This is a genomic window from Shinella yambaruensis, from assembly GCF_022899355.1.
In the GTDB taxonomy this organism is placed as follows: domain Bacteria; phylum Pseudomonadota; class Alphaproteobacteria; order Rhizobiales; family Rhizobiaceae; genus Shinella; species Shinella yambaruensis.
The window spans coordinates 504,869-520,802 of record NZ_JALJCK010000002.1 but is presented as its reverse complement, the minus strand read 5'-3'; the positions used below and the strand labels follow the sequence as shown (position 1 = coordinate 520,802).

The following is a 15,934-nucleotide window of genomic DNA, read 5'->3' as shown; positions in this document are numbered from 1 at the left end:
TTTCAGGCGGCCGAAAGACGAAGCGCGACGCCCAGCAGGGTTTGCGCGCCGGCGATGATATGCGCGTCGGAAACGAACTCCGCCTCGTTGTGGCTGATGCCGTTGCGGCAGGGCACGAAGATCATCGCCGCCGGGGCGACCCGGCCCACGAAGAGCGCATCGTGAAAGGCACCCGACACCATCGGCCGGCAGCGGATGGCGAGCGCCCGGCACGTTTCCTCGATCGCCGCCGTCACCTGAGGGTCGAAGCGGCCGGGGGCCATGTCGACGCGCAGTTCTATGACCGTTCCGCAGTCCCATCGCGCGCCCGCGGCCTCGCATTCCTCGTGCACACGCCGTTCCATGGCGGCGAGCGCGACCGCGTCCGGATGGCGGATGTCGACGGTGAAGGAGACGCGGCTCGGGATGACGTTGATGGAGCCCGGCTCGGCGGCGATGCGGCCGACCGTCAGCCGCGCTGCGGGATCGGCCGGCATGATATCGCCCTGGATGCACGCGATGGCGGCGGCCGCCGCGCCCATCGGGTCCTTGCGGAACTCCAGCGGCGTGGTGCCGGCATGGGCCGCCTCGCCGGAAAAGGCGATCTCCAGCCATTTCGTGCCCTGAACGGCGGTGACCACGCCGATCGGCACGTCCTCGCGTTCGAGGACGGGACCTTGCTCGATATGCAGCTCGACGAAGGCGGAGACGGCGTGCCCGATGGGCCGCATGCGGGCTTCCGGCAGCGCTTGCAGCGTCGCCGCCAGTTCGTCGGCAAGCAACGCGCCGTCCGTCGCCCGTGCCCGACGCCAATCCGACAGGTTGCCCGCGCCGGCAAAGGCCATGGAGCCCATGCAGCCCGGCGAGAAGCGGCTTCCCTCCTCGTTGGTGAAGGCGACGACCTCGATGGCGCGGCCGGTCTCGACGCCCGCATCGGCGAGCGCTTCCAGCACCTCGAAGGCGCTGAGCGTGCCGAGCGCGCCGTCGAAGCGGCCTCCGGTCGGCTGGCTGTCGAGATGGCTGCCGATGAGGAGCGGCGGCAGCGTCGCATCCCGGCCGTCGCGGCGGAGGAAAAGATTGGCCGCCTCGTCCTGGAAGACGGTGAAGCCGCGGGCGAGCGCGCGCTCGGCCAGCAAGCGGCGGGCGGCACGGTCTTCGACACTCAGGGCCTGCCGGTTGACGCCGCCGGCGGGCGTCGCGCCGATGGCCGCGAAATCGGCGAGGGATGTAAGGAGGCGCGCGGGATTGACCTCCGGCATTCTGCTCATCGGCCGAGGCCTGCGATGAAGCGCTTCACCCGGTCCGGATCGACCGCGTTCCACCAGACGCCGTCATATTTGAGGGCACTGGCGATGATCACGCCGTCGGCGACGGCAAGGATGTCGTTGGCATTGTCATGGGTGACGCCGCTGCCGACCAGCGTCGGCAGCGAGGCGGCCTGCTTGATCATGCGGATATAGCCGAGATCGGCCGTATGGCCGGTGCGCTGGCCGGTAGCGATGACGACGTCGGCGTCGAAGAAGACGAGGTCCTTGACCTGCTCCTCGACCGGCCGGTCGGCGACGATGGCATGCGCGCCGTGCTTGACATGGGCGTCGGCGAAGATGCGGATGCCCCTGGCACGCAGCTGCGCCCGGTAGCGCATGGCGCGGGCGGATTCGCCCTCTACGAAGCCCTCGTTGGCGACATAGGCATTGGCCCACTGGTTGACGCGGATGAACGAGGCCGAGGAGGCCGAGGCGATGGCCAGCGCCGGGATCGCCGCATTGGCGAGCACGTTGATGCCGATCGGGCGGCCGAGCTCGCGGCGGATGCGGTCGGCGATGACGGCCATGTGGGCGGAGGTCTCGTGGCCGATCTGGTCCGGCTTCGAGAACGGCACGTCGCCGTGGTTCTCGACGATCAGCGCATCGCAGCCGCCGGAAAGATAGGCGCGCGCATCCGAAAGGCCGCGCTCGTAGATCGCCTCCACGCCCTCGTCGTCATAACGCGGCGCGCCCGGCAGCGGGAGCAGGTGCACCACGCCGATCACCGGCTTGTCACGCCCGAAAAGCGTCTTCAGCGTATCCTTGTCCTGCCGTCCGATGGGGTTGCTCATGGCGATCACACGTTTTCCAGTTTCAGTGTCTTGGTGAGGGCGGCGATTTCCGCCGGCGTGGGGAAGGAGGCGAGCGTGCCGGGACGGCCGACGGCGATGGCAGCCGCCCGGGTTGCCAGCCGCGCGGCATCCCGGAGCGGTGCCCCCTGCGCCAGCAGGCCGGCAAGCGTGCCGGCAAAACAATCGCCCGCACCGCTGGCATCGACGGCCTCCACATCCGAGGGTGGGAGACGAAGGACGGACGAAGCCCCTGCCTCAAGAAGCAGGGCACCCGCGCTGCCGAGCGTGACGATGGCGCTATCTGCACCCATCGCCAGCAGGCGGCGCGCTGCGCGCTCGGCATCGGCCTCGCCGGTCAGGGCCTCCGCCTCCGGCCGGTTGACGACGATGAGCGACACGGCCGCAAGGTCGAGCGGATCGGCGGAGAGCGGGCTCGGATTGAGCACCGTGACGAGGCCCGCCGCGCGCGCCGCCGTCAGGCAGGCCATCGTCGCGGCCGTCGGGAGGTTCCCCTGCATCAGCAGCATGTCGCCGGCGGCCCACGTGTCGCCGAGGGCGGTCATGGCGAGCGGGTCGAAGGCCTCCGCGCAGGCCGCGGCGGTGATGATGACATTCTCGCCGGAGCGGTCGATCATGATCACCGAACGGTCGCAGGGCAGGTCGAGATGCACGAGGCGGAGATCCGGGATCTCGGCGGCGATCGCCCCCTCAACCCAGTCGCTCGCCGCATCCCGGCCGACCGGCGCCCAGAGCGCCACGGCCGCCCTCGTACGGGCCGCGGCCACCGCCTGGTTGGCGCCCTTTCCGCCCGGACCGTCGCCGGCAGCGGCCGCATTCAGCGTTTCACCGGGCAGCGGCAGCCGCTCCAGGCGAAAGCTCGTATCGACGCAGACATTGCCGACGACATGGATGGTCATGGGGCTGTTTCCTGGAACCTCCGGCTCAGTCCGTCGCCCAGGCGAGCATCTGCTCGAACAGCGTCTTGTAGCCGGGCCAGGCGATGAATTCCGGCGGCAGCCAGTGCGGGCCGACATCCGACGTCCAGACCACCGTGCGGCCTTCGCCATAGGTGCCGGTGACGAGCAGCGGCAGCGAGCCATATTCGGAGGAGACCGTCATCAGCTGGTTGGCGCCGTCCTTCAGCGTCACCTCGTTGAAGCCGAGCAGGTAGGGGAATTCGCCGGAAATACCCGACAGGATCGGGTGCGACGCGTCGCCCGAGACGACAGGCGTAAAGCCTTCCGGCACTTCCACGCGGTCGTCGACCGAGAGGCAGGCGACGGGCAGGACCTCTTCCACGGCCGTGTTGCGGAAACGCGCGCCGCCGTTGATGCCCTGGAAGGAGTAGTAGCCGCCGAACATCAGGAGCGCGCCGCCCTTGGCGACATAGTCGCGCAGCAGCTTCAGGCGGTTCGGCGTGCGGCGGGAGTGGATCCAGGTGTCGGGATGCAGCAGCAGCGTGTTGGCGCCGATATCCGAGAGCACGATGGCGTCATAGGCCTGGAGGCCTTCCAGCGTGTTCGGAAACTCCTTCTGCGCCTCGTGCGCCGGCATGAAGGTGACGTCGAAGGGGCTGTCCTTCAGCGCCTTCAGGAGTTCGTCAGCGCCGGTGTGGTAGGTGACGGTCGGGAACTGGTCGAAACCCTTGATGTGGGTCGCGGTCGAAACCCAGGATTCGCCGGCCAGCAGCACTTTCTTCTTGGTCATGGTAACTCCTTGAACGGTTGGCCGGCGCTCAGTGCGCGGCGGAGAAGACGGATTTCGGATTGTCGATCAGCATGCGGTCGATGGCCGCCTGCTCGACGCCGTGCCGCTTCAGGCGCGGCAGGAAATGCTTGAGGATGTAGCCGTAGCCGAAGCCGCCATAGCGGGTGAGCATGATCTTGAGGAACACGTCCTGCGACAGCAGCAGCCGATCGACGAAACCCTTGTCGACAAGGGCCGCGATGGCGCGGGCGTTCTCCTCGTCGGACGGCGACTGGGCGTCCTGGTCGGCATAGTAATAGTCCATGCCGATCATGTCGTACTCCAGGAAGGCGCCGCGCCTTGCGAGCGCCATCTGGTAGTCGGGATCGCTGTGGCTCGGGTTCATGTGGCAGAGCACAGTGTGCGCCGGATCGGCGCCCTCCTCCTCCACCACGTCGAGCACGCGGTGGGCGAGGCGTTCCCAGCCCGGCAGATGGATGGAGAGCGGCAGGCCGGTGATGCGCGCCGCCCGCGCCGAAGCGCGCAGCGACTTTTCCTCTTCAGTGGTGAAGTTGCGGCTGACGCCGACCTCGCCGATGATACCCGCCATGATCTCCGGCTGGCTCTCGCCGCCGCCGACATCCTCGACGATGAACTGCGTCACCTCTTCCACATCCATCGCCTTCAGCCAGTCGGGATGGGTATGTTCAAGATAGAAGCCCGTGCCCATGATGATCCGGAGCCCCGACATGCGGGCGATGCGGGCAAGGCCGGCCGCATCGCGGCCGATGCCGAAATTCGTCGTCTCCACCACGGTGCAGCCGCCCAGCGCCTGGAAGCGCTTCAACTCGCTGAGCGCCAAGTCCCCATCGTCGAGCGAGACGTTGTCCCGGTTCATGTAGGGGTTCATCCGCAGCTCGCCGACGATCTCGATATTGACCTTCTGCTCGGCGATCGCCTTCTCGTCGGGATGGCAGGGGCAGATCCAGCTGCGCGCACCATCGAGGAAGATGTGCTCGTGCATCAGCGTCACGCCGAGGTCTTCGACCGGGACCGGTCCCGTCACGGTCATCGCGGTGCCGGACGTCACGCCGATCGGATGGCGTTTCCGCGGCTCCTCGGCAAAGAGGTGGTCGAGCATGTCAGCGCCCCCTCGCCCCGTCCTTGAAGAGGCGGAAGTTGAGCCAGATCGCGACCAGGATGATGAACCCGGTGACGATGGGCGTGAAGAAGGGCGAGAGATGCGACAGGATGAGGCCGTTCGCCAGCACCGCGACCGTCAGCGCCCCGAGGATCGTGCCGACGAGCGAGCCGCGCCCGCCGAAGAGACTGGTGCCGCCGAGCACCACGGCCGCGATGACGTCGAGCTCGAACCCCTGCCCCGCATTCGAGGAGCCGGAACCGAGGCGGGCGGACAGGATGACGCCGGCCGCCGCCGAGGCCGTGCCCGAAAGGATGTAGACCCACAGGATGATGCGCCGCGTGTTGACGCCTGCCCGGCGCGTGGCCTCCGCATTGGCGCCGACGCCGGTGACGTAGCGGCCGAAATGGGTCTCGTTGAAGGCGATGTAGGCGACGATCAGCACGACGATGGCGATGAGCGCCGGGGCCGGAATGCCGAGGACCCAGGCCCGGCCGATCGTGACGAACGGGCTCGTCGGCTCGATCGGGATCGAATAGCCGCCGGTTATCAGAAGCGCGAAGCCGCGGATGACGGAAAGGCCGGCCAGCGTGACGATGAAGGCGGGAATGCGCTCATAGGCGATGAAATAGCCCTGGACCAGTCCCACCACGCCGCCGAGCGCGAGCATCAGCAGGATGGCGAGCGGCCAGGGAACACCGGCCTGCAGGGCGGCTGCGGAGAGCGTCGCGGTCAGCGCCAGGACGGAGCCGACGGAAAGGTCGATGCCGCCCGTCGTGATGACGAAGGTCATGGCGGCCGCGACGATCAAGAGCGGCGCGGACTGGCGGATGATGTTCAGGAGGTTCGGCGCCGTGAGGAAGGCATCCGTCGTCACCGCGAAAAACAGGCAGCAGACGATGAAGAACAGCGCGATCGACATGACGCCGCCATTGGCGACGACCTTGTCGAGGATGGTCGCATCCCGCAGGCGCGGCGGATGGCTGGAATAGGCGTTGGGCTCGGAGCTCATGCGGGTGCGCCTCGTTCCTGATGGTTGTGGCCGGCGGAACGGGCGGTGAATTTCCGCCCGACGATGAGATTGACGACGTCCTCGATATTGGTGTCCTCGATGCGCCGCTCGGCGACGTTGCGGCCCTCGTACATCACCTGGATGCGATCGCAGACGAGGAAGAGGTCCTGCAGCCGGTGCGTGATGAGGATGACGGAGACCCCGCGCTTCGAGACAGTGCGGATGAGTTCGAGCACGGCCTCTACCTCGGCGACCGCAAGGGCGGCCGTCGGCTCGTCCATGATCAGAACGGAGGGATTGAAGGACGCGGCGCGGCCGATCGCGATCGACTGGCGCTGGCCGCCGGAAAGGTTCTCCACCTTCATGCGCGTATCGGGAATGACGATGCCGAGATTGGAGAGCATGTCGCGCGCCCGCTCGTGCATCGTCTTCTTGTCGAGCATCGGCACGCCGGCGATGCGCCGCTTCGGCTCGCGGCCGAGGAAGAGGTTGCCGGCGACGTCGATCGTGTCGCAGAGGGCGAGGTCCTGGTAGACCATCTCGATGCGCGCGGCGCGCGCCTCGGCGGGCGAAGTGAAGGACACCGGCCGGCCGTCGATCTCGATCGTGCCGGCGTCGGGGATGACGGCGCCCGAGAGCACCTTGCTGATGGTGGATTTTCCCGCGCCGTTGTCGCCCACCAGCCCGAGCACTTCGCCCGGCATGAGGTTGAGCGAGGCGTTGTCGAGCGATTGCAGAGCGCCATAGCGCTTGGATATGCCGGTCATCCGGACGCGGCTGACGTCAGTGTCGGTCATGTTCGATGGCCCCTGGAGGAGGTTCCGGCTGCCCGACCCGCTTGCGTGGACCGGGCAGCGGCGGTTCGGCTTACTTGAACATGTCGCGATACTGGTCGACGTTCTCCTTGGTGACGATCGTCACCGGCACGTTGATGATCGGCTCGATCGTCTCGCCCTTCTTCACCTTGACGAGCGCCTCGACGGCGGCCTTGCCTTCACCGGCCGGGTCCTGCTGGATGACGGCGGTGACAAAACCCTGGTCGATGCCGTCTATGGCGGATTTCGTCAGGTCCCAGCCAAAGACCTTGATGCTGTCGCCGCGACCCTGGCTGGCGACGGCCGAGACCGCGCCGAGCAGTGCCGGTTCGCCGGTGGCGTAGAGCGCCGTCATGTCCGGATTGGCGGTCATCAGGTTTTCCGCCGCGGCAAGCGCGACGTCCTGCACGTTCTGGCCGTCGACGGTGTTGAGGAATTCGACGTTCTGGCCGCCCTCGGCAACCGCCGCCTTGAAGCCGTCGAGGCGCTGGTTCTGGATGAAGGAGTTGAGCGCGCCGACGACGCCGACCTTGGCGGTGCCGCCCATGTCGCTCTTCACATAGTCGGAGAAGAACTTGCCGATCTCGCCGCCCGCCGCCGTGTTGTCGACGCCGACGAAGGCGATGTTGTCGCCGTCCGGGATCTGCGCGTCGATGGCGATGACGGGAATGCCGGCATTCTTGGCGGCGGTGATGGCGGGCTTCACGCCGTTGACATCGATGGCGACCAGAATGATGCCGTCGACCTTCTGGGTGATGTAGGTCTCGATCGCGTCGTTCTGGGCAGAGGGCACGTTGTTGGCGTTGAAGATGACGAGCTCGGCGCCGGCCTCCTTGGCCGCCGCGTTGGCGCCGTCATTGATCTGGTTGAAGAAGAGCGCCTGTTGGTTGATGGTGACGAGCGCGAACGTATCGGCAAAGGCGTTTGCGGCGCCCATGGACAGCGTCATGGCAACGGCTGCTGCGCAGCCGAGGAGATATTTGGTCCGACCCATTTTGATGTTCCCCTTGTTTGATGCCGTTGGCGGCAACCGGAATTTACGGAAGGCATTATTCAAGTAGCTTGAATTCTTGTCAAGATACTTGAATGGCGCGTCCGCCGAATCCGCTGGGAAGGCTTTTCAAGAAAGATGTCAGAAGGTTGGCGGCGTATTCACCCAGAAGATGGAGGCGCGCTCGGTCCCGACATTGCGATACCAGTGTGCAAGCTCGGAATTGAACACGAAAGTGTCGCCGGCCGAAAGCCGGAAGGTCTTGTCGTCGATCATCAGCTCGATCTCCCCGACCAGCACATAGCCCACCTCTTCGCCGACATGCTGGATCGGCCCGGCGCTCTGGCCGCCGGCATCGATGTGGTGGATGTTGCACTGGAGAAGGTGGCCTGCCGAATAGGGAATGACGCGTTCGAGCGAGATGCCCTCGCCTCGCCGGAGAGGATCGAGCGTGATGAGCGGACGGGTTCCGGCGCGGAACACCACGCCTTCCTCGCCGTCGGTCTCCTCGAACATCCAGCCGATATTGGAATCGAGCGCCCGCACCAGCCGATGCAGCATGGGCAGCGAGGGCGAGGCCTTGCCGTTCTCGATCTTGGAAAGCAGGCTTTCGGAACATTCCGCCGCCTGCGCCAGCGCCTTCAGGGTCAACCCGCGTGTCTGGCGGGCAAGCTTCAGGCGTGCGCCGAGCCGCACCGGATTCGAGTGGATCCTGTCCTCCCGGCTGCTGTCAGACGGCGAAGGCGGCTTGAGCATGTTCATGATATGAGTATCGCATTGATCGAGACCGCAATCATAAATCCTTCAAACGACGGCTGTCCAGAGACCACCGCAAGCCCATCCGACACCACTTACGCGACGAAGGCGGCGCGGACACGGCCATGATGTCATCAAGCCCAATCGTCAGCAGTCTTCCAGCCAATCGGCAATGCTCTGTGCGAAAGTACGAGGCACGACGAGTGTCCCGTGCTCCGTCGATCCGCGGGTAAACATCACCGGAACGCGATGCAGCGGCGCAAACACCGCTCGGTCCTGCGTTCGGTCCCAGTCGACGGCGAGGCATCGGGCCAGCACGTCGCGCAATGCGGGTGTCCGTATGTCGATGCGCTCCCGGCCTTCGCCAAGATCCAGTTCGGCGCCGAGAGTCCCCGGAAGGCCGCGCGGCACTGTGTCAGGATCGCTCGCCAGCAGCCAGAAGCGGCGGGGCGCGATCTTCACGGCCGTCACACCATCCGATTTGACGATCTGTCCCACCTCTGCCGGCAAGGAGGCCCCCAGGCGTCCCGCGGCGAAACGGGCAAAACCATCGTCGTCATCGCCCCACGCCTGCCATTGAACCAGCGGGCAGCGGGACCGCGTGATCGTGATCCCTTGGATTGCTGTCGGATCAGCCATGCATGCGTTCTCCCATGGGATCGAGGAAGACCGGCGAAACGACCCGCGCGCGGACCACCTCGTTCTTCATCGGATAGACGGCCACGACCTCGTCGCCGGCAAAGTCGGCGGCCAGCAGCCCGAGCCCGATGGACTTGCCGATATCGGGGCTGAAGGTGGTGGACGTGACGCGGCCGCGGCCGTGTCCCTGCCATGCCTCGTCGGGCGCGAAGAGGATCGCACCGCCCCGCAGCCGCTTGCCGCTCTCCGCGCATTCGAGCCCCACCACCCGCTGGCGGTCAGGCGCGAGGAATGCCGGCCGCTGCCCGAGGACCGCGCCGATATAGCCGGAGCGTTTCGCCACCATGCGCGCCATGCCGAGATCGGCGAGCGTGGTGCGGCCATCGATCTCCGGCCCGGCGACATGGCCCTTCTCGATACGCAGCGCGCCCAGCGCCTCGACGCCATAGGGCCGCAGATCGGAATCCTTGCCCATCGCCAGCAGGTGTTCCCAGGCGGCAAGTCCCTGAGAGGCGCCGACATAGATTTCGTAGGCCCGTTCGCCGGAATAGCTGAGGCGGACGATCCGCAGCCGGCTGCCCCGGAAGGTTCCCTCGACGAGGCCCATATGCGGCAGCGCCTCGTTCGAGACGTCGATTGCCGGGAAAGCCGCGGCCAGCACGGCGCGGCTCTTCGGCCCCGCGACCGACATGCCCGCCCATTCGTCGGTTACAGACGTCACGGATACGCGCAGCTCCGGCCAGGCGACATCGAGCAGGAACTCCAGCCAGGACATCACATCAGCCGCCTTGGCCGTCGACGTGGTCATGAAATAGCTGTTCTCGGCGATCCGTGTCGTCGTGCCGTCGTCCAGCACGATCCCGTCGTCGCGCAGCATGACGCCGTAGCGCGCGCGACCGACCTTCAGGCTGGCAAAGCCGTTCGCATAGACGCGGTCGAGGAAGGTCGCGGCATCCGGTCCTTCGACGGCGATCTTGCCCAGCGTGGAAATGTCCATGAGGCCGGCGGCCGAGCGGACATGCCGCATCTCGGCGACATAGGCTTCGTCGACATCCGCGCCGAAGGACCGGAAGTACCACGGCCGCATCCAAAGCCCGACCTCCAGCATGTCCGCGCCGTTGGCGACATGCCAGTCGTGCATCGGCGTCCGCCGGAAGGGGCGGAAGTGGTGCCCCTTCGCCCGGCCTGCAATGGCGCCGACGGCGACGGGCGCATAGGGCGGGCGAAACGTCGTGGTGCCGGCCGCCTCCATCGGCGTGCCCCGCAGCGCCGCCATGGCGCGGACGGCGTTGACGTTGCTCGTCTTGCCCTGGTCGGTGCCCATGCCGAGCGTCGTATAACGCTTGAGGTGCTCGACGGATTCATAGCCCTCGCGCTGCGCAAGCGCGATATCGTCGAGGCTCACGTCCATCTGGAAATCGACGAACGCCTTCTTCCGGCCGAAGGGAAGCGCCTGCACGGCATGAGGCAGGCCGGATTCCTCGAAGGCGGGCAGCACGGCGGCGTCCACCTTCCGATCGTATCCCGCGGCGGCGGCTGCGGCAGAGCCGGCCCGATGCCCCTGCCGCACAGCCTCGGCAGCCGTTGCCGCACCGGTCACCGCTCCGGCCGCAAACTGGCCGGTTGGCAGACCGCCCGGGATGAAAGCGTCGATATCCTGCCGGTACTGCGGCTTGACGCCGAGATGCGAGGTGAGATGCAGGACGGGCGTCCAGCCGCCGGCCATGCCGACGAGATCGCATTGACGCCGGAAAGGTCCGGACCGGCCTTCCAGCTCGACGGCGCGCACGCCGCGCGCGCCTGTGGCCTTTACGATCAGCGTCCCGGCATGCACCTCGACGCCGCTCCGGACCGCCTGTCCGAGAAGCTGCGGGTCGATCTCGGCACGGCTGTCGGCCAGCACGACCTCTGCGCCGTTCGCCGCAAGGTCGAAGGCCGTGCGGTAGGCGCTGTCCGCCGCTGCGCCGATCACGACCTTGCGCCCCGGCAGCACCGCGAAGCGATTGAGATAGGTGCGGATCGCCGATGCGAGCATGACGCCCGGCCGGTCGTTGTTCGAAAAGACCATCGGCCGCTCGACGGCGCCGGTGGCGAACACGATGCCGCCGGCCCGAAGCAGGGTGAAGACCTGGCGTGCCGCCGCCTTCGCGCCGGGATCGGCATGGCTGAGCAGCCCCAGTGTGTTACCGTCATAGAGGCCGAAAGCGGTCGTGCGCCGCATCAACCGCAACCCGGGCATAGAGCCGAGCTCGGCCAGCATGCCGGCAAGCCAGTCCTGTCCCCGCGGCTCGGCCAGCATCTGGCCGCCCAGCTCGAAATCCTGCTCGACCAGCAGAACGCGCGCACCCGCCTGCGCGGCAGCCCGCGCCGCTGCAAGCCCCGCCGGCCCGGCGCCGACCACGACGACATCGGCAAAGTCGTGCCGCGTCTCATAGCGGTCCGGATCCGCCTCCATCGCAGCCATGCCGAGACCGGCGGCCTTGCGGATGAAATGCTCGTAGACCATCCATGCCCTGCGGCCCGGCCCCATGAAGGTCTTGTAGTAGAAGCCGGAGGCGAGCAGCGGCGCGAACAGCCCGTTGATGCCCTGCAGGTCGAAGCCGAGCGACGGCCAGCGGTTCTGGCTCTCGGCCGTAAGGCCCGGCGAGAGTTCGACCATCGTCGCCGGAACATTGGGCTCGCGCCGGCCGCCGGCGCCGAGCGTTACCAGGGCATTGGGCTCCTCGATGCCGGCAGAGATAATGCCGCGCGGCCGGTGATACTTGAAGCTGCGGCCAACGAGCGTCACGCCGTTCGCCAGGAGCGCCGAGGCGAGCGTATCGCCCTTGAAGCCGGCATAGCTGCGACCGTCGAAGCGGAAGTCCACCGGCAGCGACCGGTCTATGCGGCCGCCGGAGGGAAGGCGGTTGTCTGTCATGATGCCTGCTGCCCTGCAAAATGGACCGAATGAATGGTGTGCGTGGCCGTGTCGCGTTCCACCACCAGCCATTGCCGGCAGCCGTGGACGTGTTGCCAATATTCGCGATGCAGCCCCTTGGGGTTGGCGCGCACATAGACGTAGCGATACCAGGCCTCGAAATCCGGATCGTCATGCGCCGGACGGACGACCGACGCATCGCCGGCATAGCGGAACTCGTCATGATCGCGCGGGCCGCAGCAGGGGCAATGGATACGCAGCATGTTCCGCCTCCTATTGCAGCCAGGCAAAGGGACCGGCCCCCGCCTCGTCGAGAGTGTGACCGGTGCGGAAACGGTCGAGCCCGTAGCCGCGCGTCAGCGGGTGAACCTCGCCCGTCGCCAGCATGTGCGCGAAGCACCAGCCCGATGCGGGCGTCGCCTTGAAGCCGCCGTAGCACCAGCCCCCGTTGAGATAGAGGCCCGGGACGGGCGTGAGCGAAATGATCGGGCTTGCATCCGGGGTCATGTCCATGATGCCGCCCCAATGGCGCAGGAGCCTCAGCCGGGAAATGTTCGGCATCAGGGCGACGGCGGCCTCGCAGACCTCCTGCAGCACGCCGGCATTGCCGCGCTGGGCATAGGAATTGTAGCCGTCGAGATTCCCGCCGAAGACGAGGCCGCCCTTGTCGGACTGGCTGACATAGAAATGGTCCGCACCATAGGCGACGACATGGTCGACCAGCGGTTTCACCGGCTCGGTCACGAAGGCTTGCAGGACATGGCTTTCGATCGGCAGCTCCAGCCCGGCCTTCCGGCTGAGAACGGACGTATGCCCGGCGACCGCAAGCCCGACCCGCTCCGCGCCTATGCGCCCACGCGTCGTCTCCACGCCAACGATCCTGTCGCCCTTGCGCAGGAAATCGATCACCTCGCAATTCTCGATGATGTCGACGCCATGGCCGCTCGCTGCCCGCGCATAACCCCACGCGACCGCATCATGCCGGGCCGTGCCGGCGCGCCCCTGCAGGATGGCGCCGTGAATGGGAAAGCGGGCCGTATCGGAGAAATCGAGATAGGGCACCAGCCGGCGCACCTCGTCCCGGCCGAGGATCTCGGCATCGATGCCGTTGAGGCGCATGATGTTGGCGCGATGGCTGAAGGCGTCCATCTGGTCCGCCGAATGCGCCGTGACGATCTGCCCGCGCTGGGAGAACATGACGTTGAAGTTCAGCGCGGCCGACAGGCCTTCCCAGAGCTTCATCGAGAATTCGTAGAACTGGGTGTTGCCGTCGAGCAGGTAGTTGGACCGGATGACCGTGGTGTTGCGCCCCACATTGCCGCCACCGATATAGCCCTTCTCGATCACCGCGACATTGCGGATACCGTGGTTCTCCGCAAGGTAGAACGCCGTGGCCAGCCCGTGGCCGCCGCCGCCGACGACAATGACATCGTAGGAGGGCTTCGGCGAAGCGGCGCGCCAATGACGCTGCCAGTGACGGTTTCCGCCGATGGCATGCCGGAGGAGGGAGAATGCGGAAAAGCTGCCCATCACGAATTCACCGAAGGATCGGCCCCATTGGTGTGCGTGTCAGGACTTCCGGACCGTCGTCCGTCAGCAACACGGTGTTGGAAATGAAATCGTCGCCCCGGCCGGTGCCCATCAGCCAGGAGAGGATGTGGAAGCTCATGCCGGTGCGGATCGCGAGATCGGAATCGTGTCGAAGGCCGGTGACGGAATTCCCGCCGGTCCAGGACGGGGGTTGGCCGATGCCGACGCAATAGCCGCAATGATGCCGGCGATAGTGCGAAAGCCCCCGTTCGTCGGCGACGTTCTGCCAGGCGGCATAGACGTCACGGGCACGCGCGCCGGGCCTCAGCGCATCGACCACCGCGCGGAAGGCCTCGGCGGCAATCTCCGCCATGCGCGCATCCGCATCGCTGATCCCGCCAAGGCGCACCAGCCTGCCGAGCGGGGCGTGATAGCGCGAAACGCAGCCGGACAGCTCGATGAACACCGGCTCGCCCTTGCGATACCGTGCCGAGCCCCACGTCGTGTGCTCCTCGCCCAGCCGCGAGAACGGCCGGATGAAGGGGCCGAAGCCGGGGACATGGCCGCCGGCGCGCGTCATCGCCGCGAGGCATTCGGCCGCGACGTCACGCTCCGCCGCACCGTCATGGACGGCGTCGATCGCGGCCTGCGCGGCGATGTTGGTGATCGCGGCCGCCTTGCGCATGAGCGCCTGTTCTTCGAGGCTCTTCACCAGCCGCAGCCGGTCGACGAGGTTGGAGACGTCCGTCCATTCGGCCTCCACCAGCGCCTCCAGCCGCCGGGCAAGGCCGTGGCTGAGGCCCGCGGTCCAGAATTCCAGCCCGAGCCGCCGTGACGAAAGCCCTCGCTCGGCAAGGATGCGCGCGGCGAGATCGGCAGCGGTTTCGCTGTCGGAATGACCACGGAACTCGGCGGAGCGGACATGATTCTCGATCGTCACGCGCTCCATGGCCCGTGTGACGAGCACCGGCCGGCCTTCGACGGGCACGATCAGCAGATGCGGCGCGAAATAGCCCCAGTGATCGAGGCCCGTCAGATAGAAGACGTTTTCCGGCGACGCGAAGACGGCGGCGTCGAGCCCGCAAACGGCGATCTCATGCCGCACGATATCGAGCCGCCGCGCGATCTCCTCTGCGCTGAAGGGATTGCCATCCATAGTTCATGCCTCGTGAATTTCGGGGGTTTCTGTCAGTCGACGACGATGAGCTGCCGGGGCGCGGCGCAGAGCTTCTCGCCGCCCGTGTCGGTCACGACGAAGGATTCGGATATCGCCAGGCCGAAGTCCTCAAGCCAGACGCCGGCCATCATGTGGAAGCACATGCCGGGCTCCAGTTCGGTCCTGTCGCCGGGGCGCAGGCTGGCGGTGCGCTCGCCCCAATCCGGCGGATAGGCAAGCCCGATGGGATATCCGACGCGGCTTTCCTTCTTCAGGCCGTTGCGGCGCAACTCCGCCTGCCATGCCGCCTCCACCTCCTCCGCCACATTGCCGGACCGCGCCTTTTCGAGCCCGGCATCGACGGCATCCACGATCACCCTGGCAATGTCCTGATACCGTTGCAGCGGCTTGCCGAAATGGACGGTCCGCGTCAGCGCGACATGGTAGCGGGAGCGGACACCGGCAATCTCGAGGATCGCAAGTCCGCTGTCCGGCAGCGGGTCGTCGTTCCACGTCAGGTGGGGCGTCGCCGTCCCCTCCCCGACCGGCATCAGCGGGCAGATGGCCGCGTAATCGCCGCCCATGCCGTCCACCCCCATGATCTGGGCGTGATACAGTTCCGCGATCACCGCGTTCTGCGGCACGCCGGGTCGCATGCGCTCGACGGCGCGGCTCATGGCATGCGTGCAGATCCGGCCCGCCTGGCGCATCAGCGTGAGCTCCGGCTCGGACTTCACGAGCCTGGCCCAGTTCACGAGGTCGCGATTGTTGGAGAAAGCCGCGTCCGGCAGGCCGGCGACGAGGTGTGCGTGGCAGCGCGCCGTATAGTAGTGCGCGTCCATCTCGACCCCGATGCGGGCGCCCGCCCATCCGCGCGAGCGGATGAGATCGGCCAGTTCGTCATAGGGGTGCCCGTCCGGGTTCTGAACGAGATGTTCGGAAAAGGCGACGACGTTTGCCTCCGGCAAGCCGGTCGTCATGAGCGCGCTCTTGCGATCCTGGGCACGGCCGAACCAGATCGGCAGATCCTCGTCCAAATGCACGAGCACGCATTGCGGCACGTAGAACGACCAGCCGTCATAGCCGGTCAGCCAGTTCATGTTGGCCGGATCCTGGCAGACGACGAGGTCCAGCCCGGCGGCGGCCATACGGTGCTTCACCTCCCGCAGCCGGCGCGAATATTCCTCGCCCGTGAAGATCTGCTGTCGCGACAT

General features: G+C 66.9%; 15 protein-coding genes. All 15 read right to left on the bottom strand.

Annotated elements, in window-relative coordinates; translation table 11 throughout:
- Positions 1–2: 2 nt before the first annotated feature.
- The 15 genes from MUU56_RS06345 to MUU56_RS06275 all read right to left on the bottom strand — a co-directional run bounded on the left by MUU56_RS06345 (position 3) and on the right by MUU56_RS06275 (position 15,934).
- Positions 3–1,247: a Zn-dependent hydrolase gene (locus MUU56_RS06345; protein WP_244766464.1), complete on the bottom strand. Its 1,245-nt coding sequence runs from the start codon at positions 1,245–1,247 to the stop codon at positions 3–5.
- Positions 1,244–2,077, bottom strand: coding sequence for a BtpA/SgcQ family protein (locus MUU56_RS06340; RefSeq protein WP_244766463.1), 834 nt, complete (start codon positions 2,075–2,077; stop codon positions 1,244–1,246). Before MUU56_RS06340 ends, MUU56_RS06345 begins: the two co-directional genes overlap by 4 nt.
- Positions 2,078–2,082: 5 nt before the next feature.
- Complete coding sequence (locus tag MUU56_RS06335; protein WP_244766462.1) at positions 2,083–2,994, bottom strand: PfkB family carbohydrate kinase; 912 nt, start codon at positions 2,992–2,994, stop codon at positions 2,083–2,085.
- Positions 2,995–3,019: 25 nt separating this feature from the next.
- Positions 3,020–3,784: a glutamine amidotransferase gene (locus MUU56_RS06330; RefSeq protein ID WP_244766461.1), complete on the bottom strand. Its 765-nt coding sequence runs from the start codon at positions 3,782–3,784 to the stop codon at positions 3,020–3,022.
- Positions 3,785–3,812: 28 nt separating this feature from the next.
- A complete protein-coding gene (locus tag MUU56_RS06325) occupies positions 3,813–4,904 on the bottom strand; it encodes a phosphotriesterase family protein (protein ID WP_244766460.1) in 1,092 nt (363 codons plus the stop codon).
- A gap of 1 nt (position 4,905) precedes the next feature.
- Complete coding sequence (locus tag MUU56_RS06320) at positions 4,906–5,916, bottom strand: ABC transporter permease (RefSeq protein ID WP_398430963.1); 1,011 nt, start codon at positions 5,914–5,916, stop codon at positions 4,906–4,908.
- Positions 5,913–6,713 carry an ATP-binding cassette domain-containing protein gene (locus MUU56_RS06315; protein ID WP_244766459.1) on the bottom strand — a complete coding sequence of 267 codons (801 nt, stop codon included), beginning with the start codon at positions 6,711–6,713 and terminating at the stop codon, positions 5,913–5,915. Before MUU56_RS06315 ends, MUU56_RS06320 begins: the two co-directional genes overlap by 4 nt.
- Positions 6,714–6,783: 70 nt before the next feature.
- Positions 6,784–7,725, bottom strand: a complete 942-nt coding sequence (locus tag MUU56_RS06310) for an ABC transporter substrate-binding protein (protein WP_244766458.1) — start codon at positions 7,723–7,725, stop codon at positions 6,784–6,786.
- A gap of 138 nt (positions 7,726–7,863) precedes the next feature.
- On the bottom strand, positions 7,864–8,478 hold the full coding sequence (locus MUU56_RS06305; RefSeq protein ID WP_244766651.1) for a cupin domain-containing protein: 615 nt from the start codon (positions 8,476–8,478) through the stop codon (positions 7,864–7,866).
- Positions 8,479–8,625: 147 nt separating this feature from the next.
- The gene (locus MUU56_RS06300; RefSeq protein WP_244766457.1) at positions 8,626–9,117 is read right to left on the bottom strand and encodes an aminomethyltransferase family protein; all 492 of its coding nucleotides are present in this window, start codon (positions 9,115–9,117) and stop codon (positions 8,626–8,628) included.
- Entirely contained in the window at positions 9,110–12,034 is a 2,925-nt protein-coding gene (locus MUU56_RS06295) for a sarcosine oxidase subunit alpha family protein (protein WP_244766456.1), read from the bottom strand. The genes MUU56_RS06300 and MUU56_RS06295 overlap by 8 nt, the downstream gene beginning before the upstream one ends.
- On the bottom strand, positions 12,031–12,297 hold the full coding sequence (locus MUU56_RS06290) for a sarcosine oxidase subunit delta (RefSeq protein WP_244766455.1): 267 nt from the start codon (positions 12,295–12,297) through the stop codon (positions 12,031–12,033). The genes MUU56_RS06295 and MUU56_RS06290 overlap by 4 nt, the downstream gene beginning before the upstream one ends.
- 10 nt (positions 12,298–12,307) lie before the next feature.
- Positions 12,308–13,564, bottom strand: a complete 1,257-nt coding sequence (locus tag MUU56_RS06285) for a sarcosine oxidase subunit beta family protein (protein ID WP_244766454.1) — start codon at positions 13,562–13,564, stop codon at positions 12,308–12,310.
- A 7-nt stretch (positions 13,565–13,571) separates the two neighbouring features.
- Entirely contained in the window at positions 13,572–14,720 is a 1,149-nt protein-coding gene (locus tag MUU56_RS06280; protein WP_244766453.1) for a M24 family metallopeptidase, read from the bottom strand.
- 32 nt (positions 14,721–14,752) lie between these two features.
- A complete protein-coding gene (locus MUU56_RS06275; RefSeq protein ID WP_244766452.1) occupies positions 14,753–15,934 on the bottom strand; it encodes a M24 family metallopeptidase in 1,182 nt (393 codons plus the stop codon).

Bases quoted from the DNA above. Each gene is read 5' to 3' on its own strand.
- MUU56_RS06315 (WP_244766459.1), bottom strand. From the start codon at position 6,713: ATGACCGACACTGACGTCAGCCGCGTCCGGATGACCGGCATATCCAAG.
- MUU56_RS06345 (WP_244766464.1), bottom strand. From the start codon at position 1,247: ATGAGCAGAATGCCGGAGGTCAATCCCGCGCGCCTCCTTACATCCCTC.
- MUU56_RS06275 (WP_244766452.1), bottom strand. From the start codon at position 15,934: ATGTCGCGACAGCAGATCTTCACGGGCGAGGAATATTCGCGCCGGCTG.
- MUU56_RS06280 (WP_244766453.1), bottom strand. From the start codon at position 14,720: ATGGATGGCAATCCCTTCAGCGCAGAGGAGATCGCGCGGCGGCTCGAT.
- MUU56_RS06290 (WP_244766455.1), bottom strand. From the start codon at position 12,297: ATGCTGCGTATCCATTGCCCCTGCTGCGGCCCGCGCGATCATGACGAG.
- MUU56_RS06310 (WP_244766458.1), bottom strand. From the start codon at position 7,725: ATGGGTCGGACCAAATATCTCCTCGGCTGCGCAGCAGCCGTTGCCATG.
- MUU56_RS06330 (WP_244766461.1), bottom strand. From the start codon at position 3,784: ATGACCAAGAAGAAAGTGCTGCTGGCCGGCGAATCCTGGGTTTCGACC.
- MUU56_RS06340 (WP_244766463.1), bottom strand. From the start codon at position 2,077: ATGAGCAACCCCATCGGACGGCAGGACAAGGATACGCTGAAGACGCTT.
- MUU56_RS06285 (WP_244766454.1), bottom strand. From the start codon at position 13,564: ATGGGCAGCTTTTCCGCATTCTCCCTCCTCCGGCATGCCATCGGCGGA.
- MUU56_RS06325 (WP_244766460.1), bottom strand. From the start codon at position 4,904: ATGCTCGACCACCTCTTTGCCGAGGAGCCGCGGAAACGCCATCCGATC.
- MUU56_RS06305 (WP_244766651.1), bottom strand. From the start codon at position 8,478: ATGCTCAAGCCGCCTTCGCCGTCTGACAGCAGCCGGGAGGACAGGATC.
- MUU56_RS06335 (WP_244766462.1), bottom strand. From the start codon at position 2,994: ATGACCATCCATGTCGTCGGCAATGTCTGCGTCGATACGAGCTTTCGC.
- MUU56_RS06300 (WP_244766457.1), bottom strand. From the start codon at position 9,117: ATGGCTGATCCGACAGCAATCCAAGGGATCACGATCACGCGGTCCCGC.
- MUU56_RS06295 (WP_244766456.1), bottom strand. From the start codon at position 12,034: ATGACAGACAACCGCCTTCCCTCCGGCGGCCGCATAGACCGGTCGCTG.
- MUU56_RS06320 (WP_398430963.1), bottom strand. From the start codon at position 5,916: ATGAGCTCCGAGCCCAACGCCTATTCCAGCCATCCGCCGCGCCTGCGG.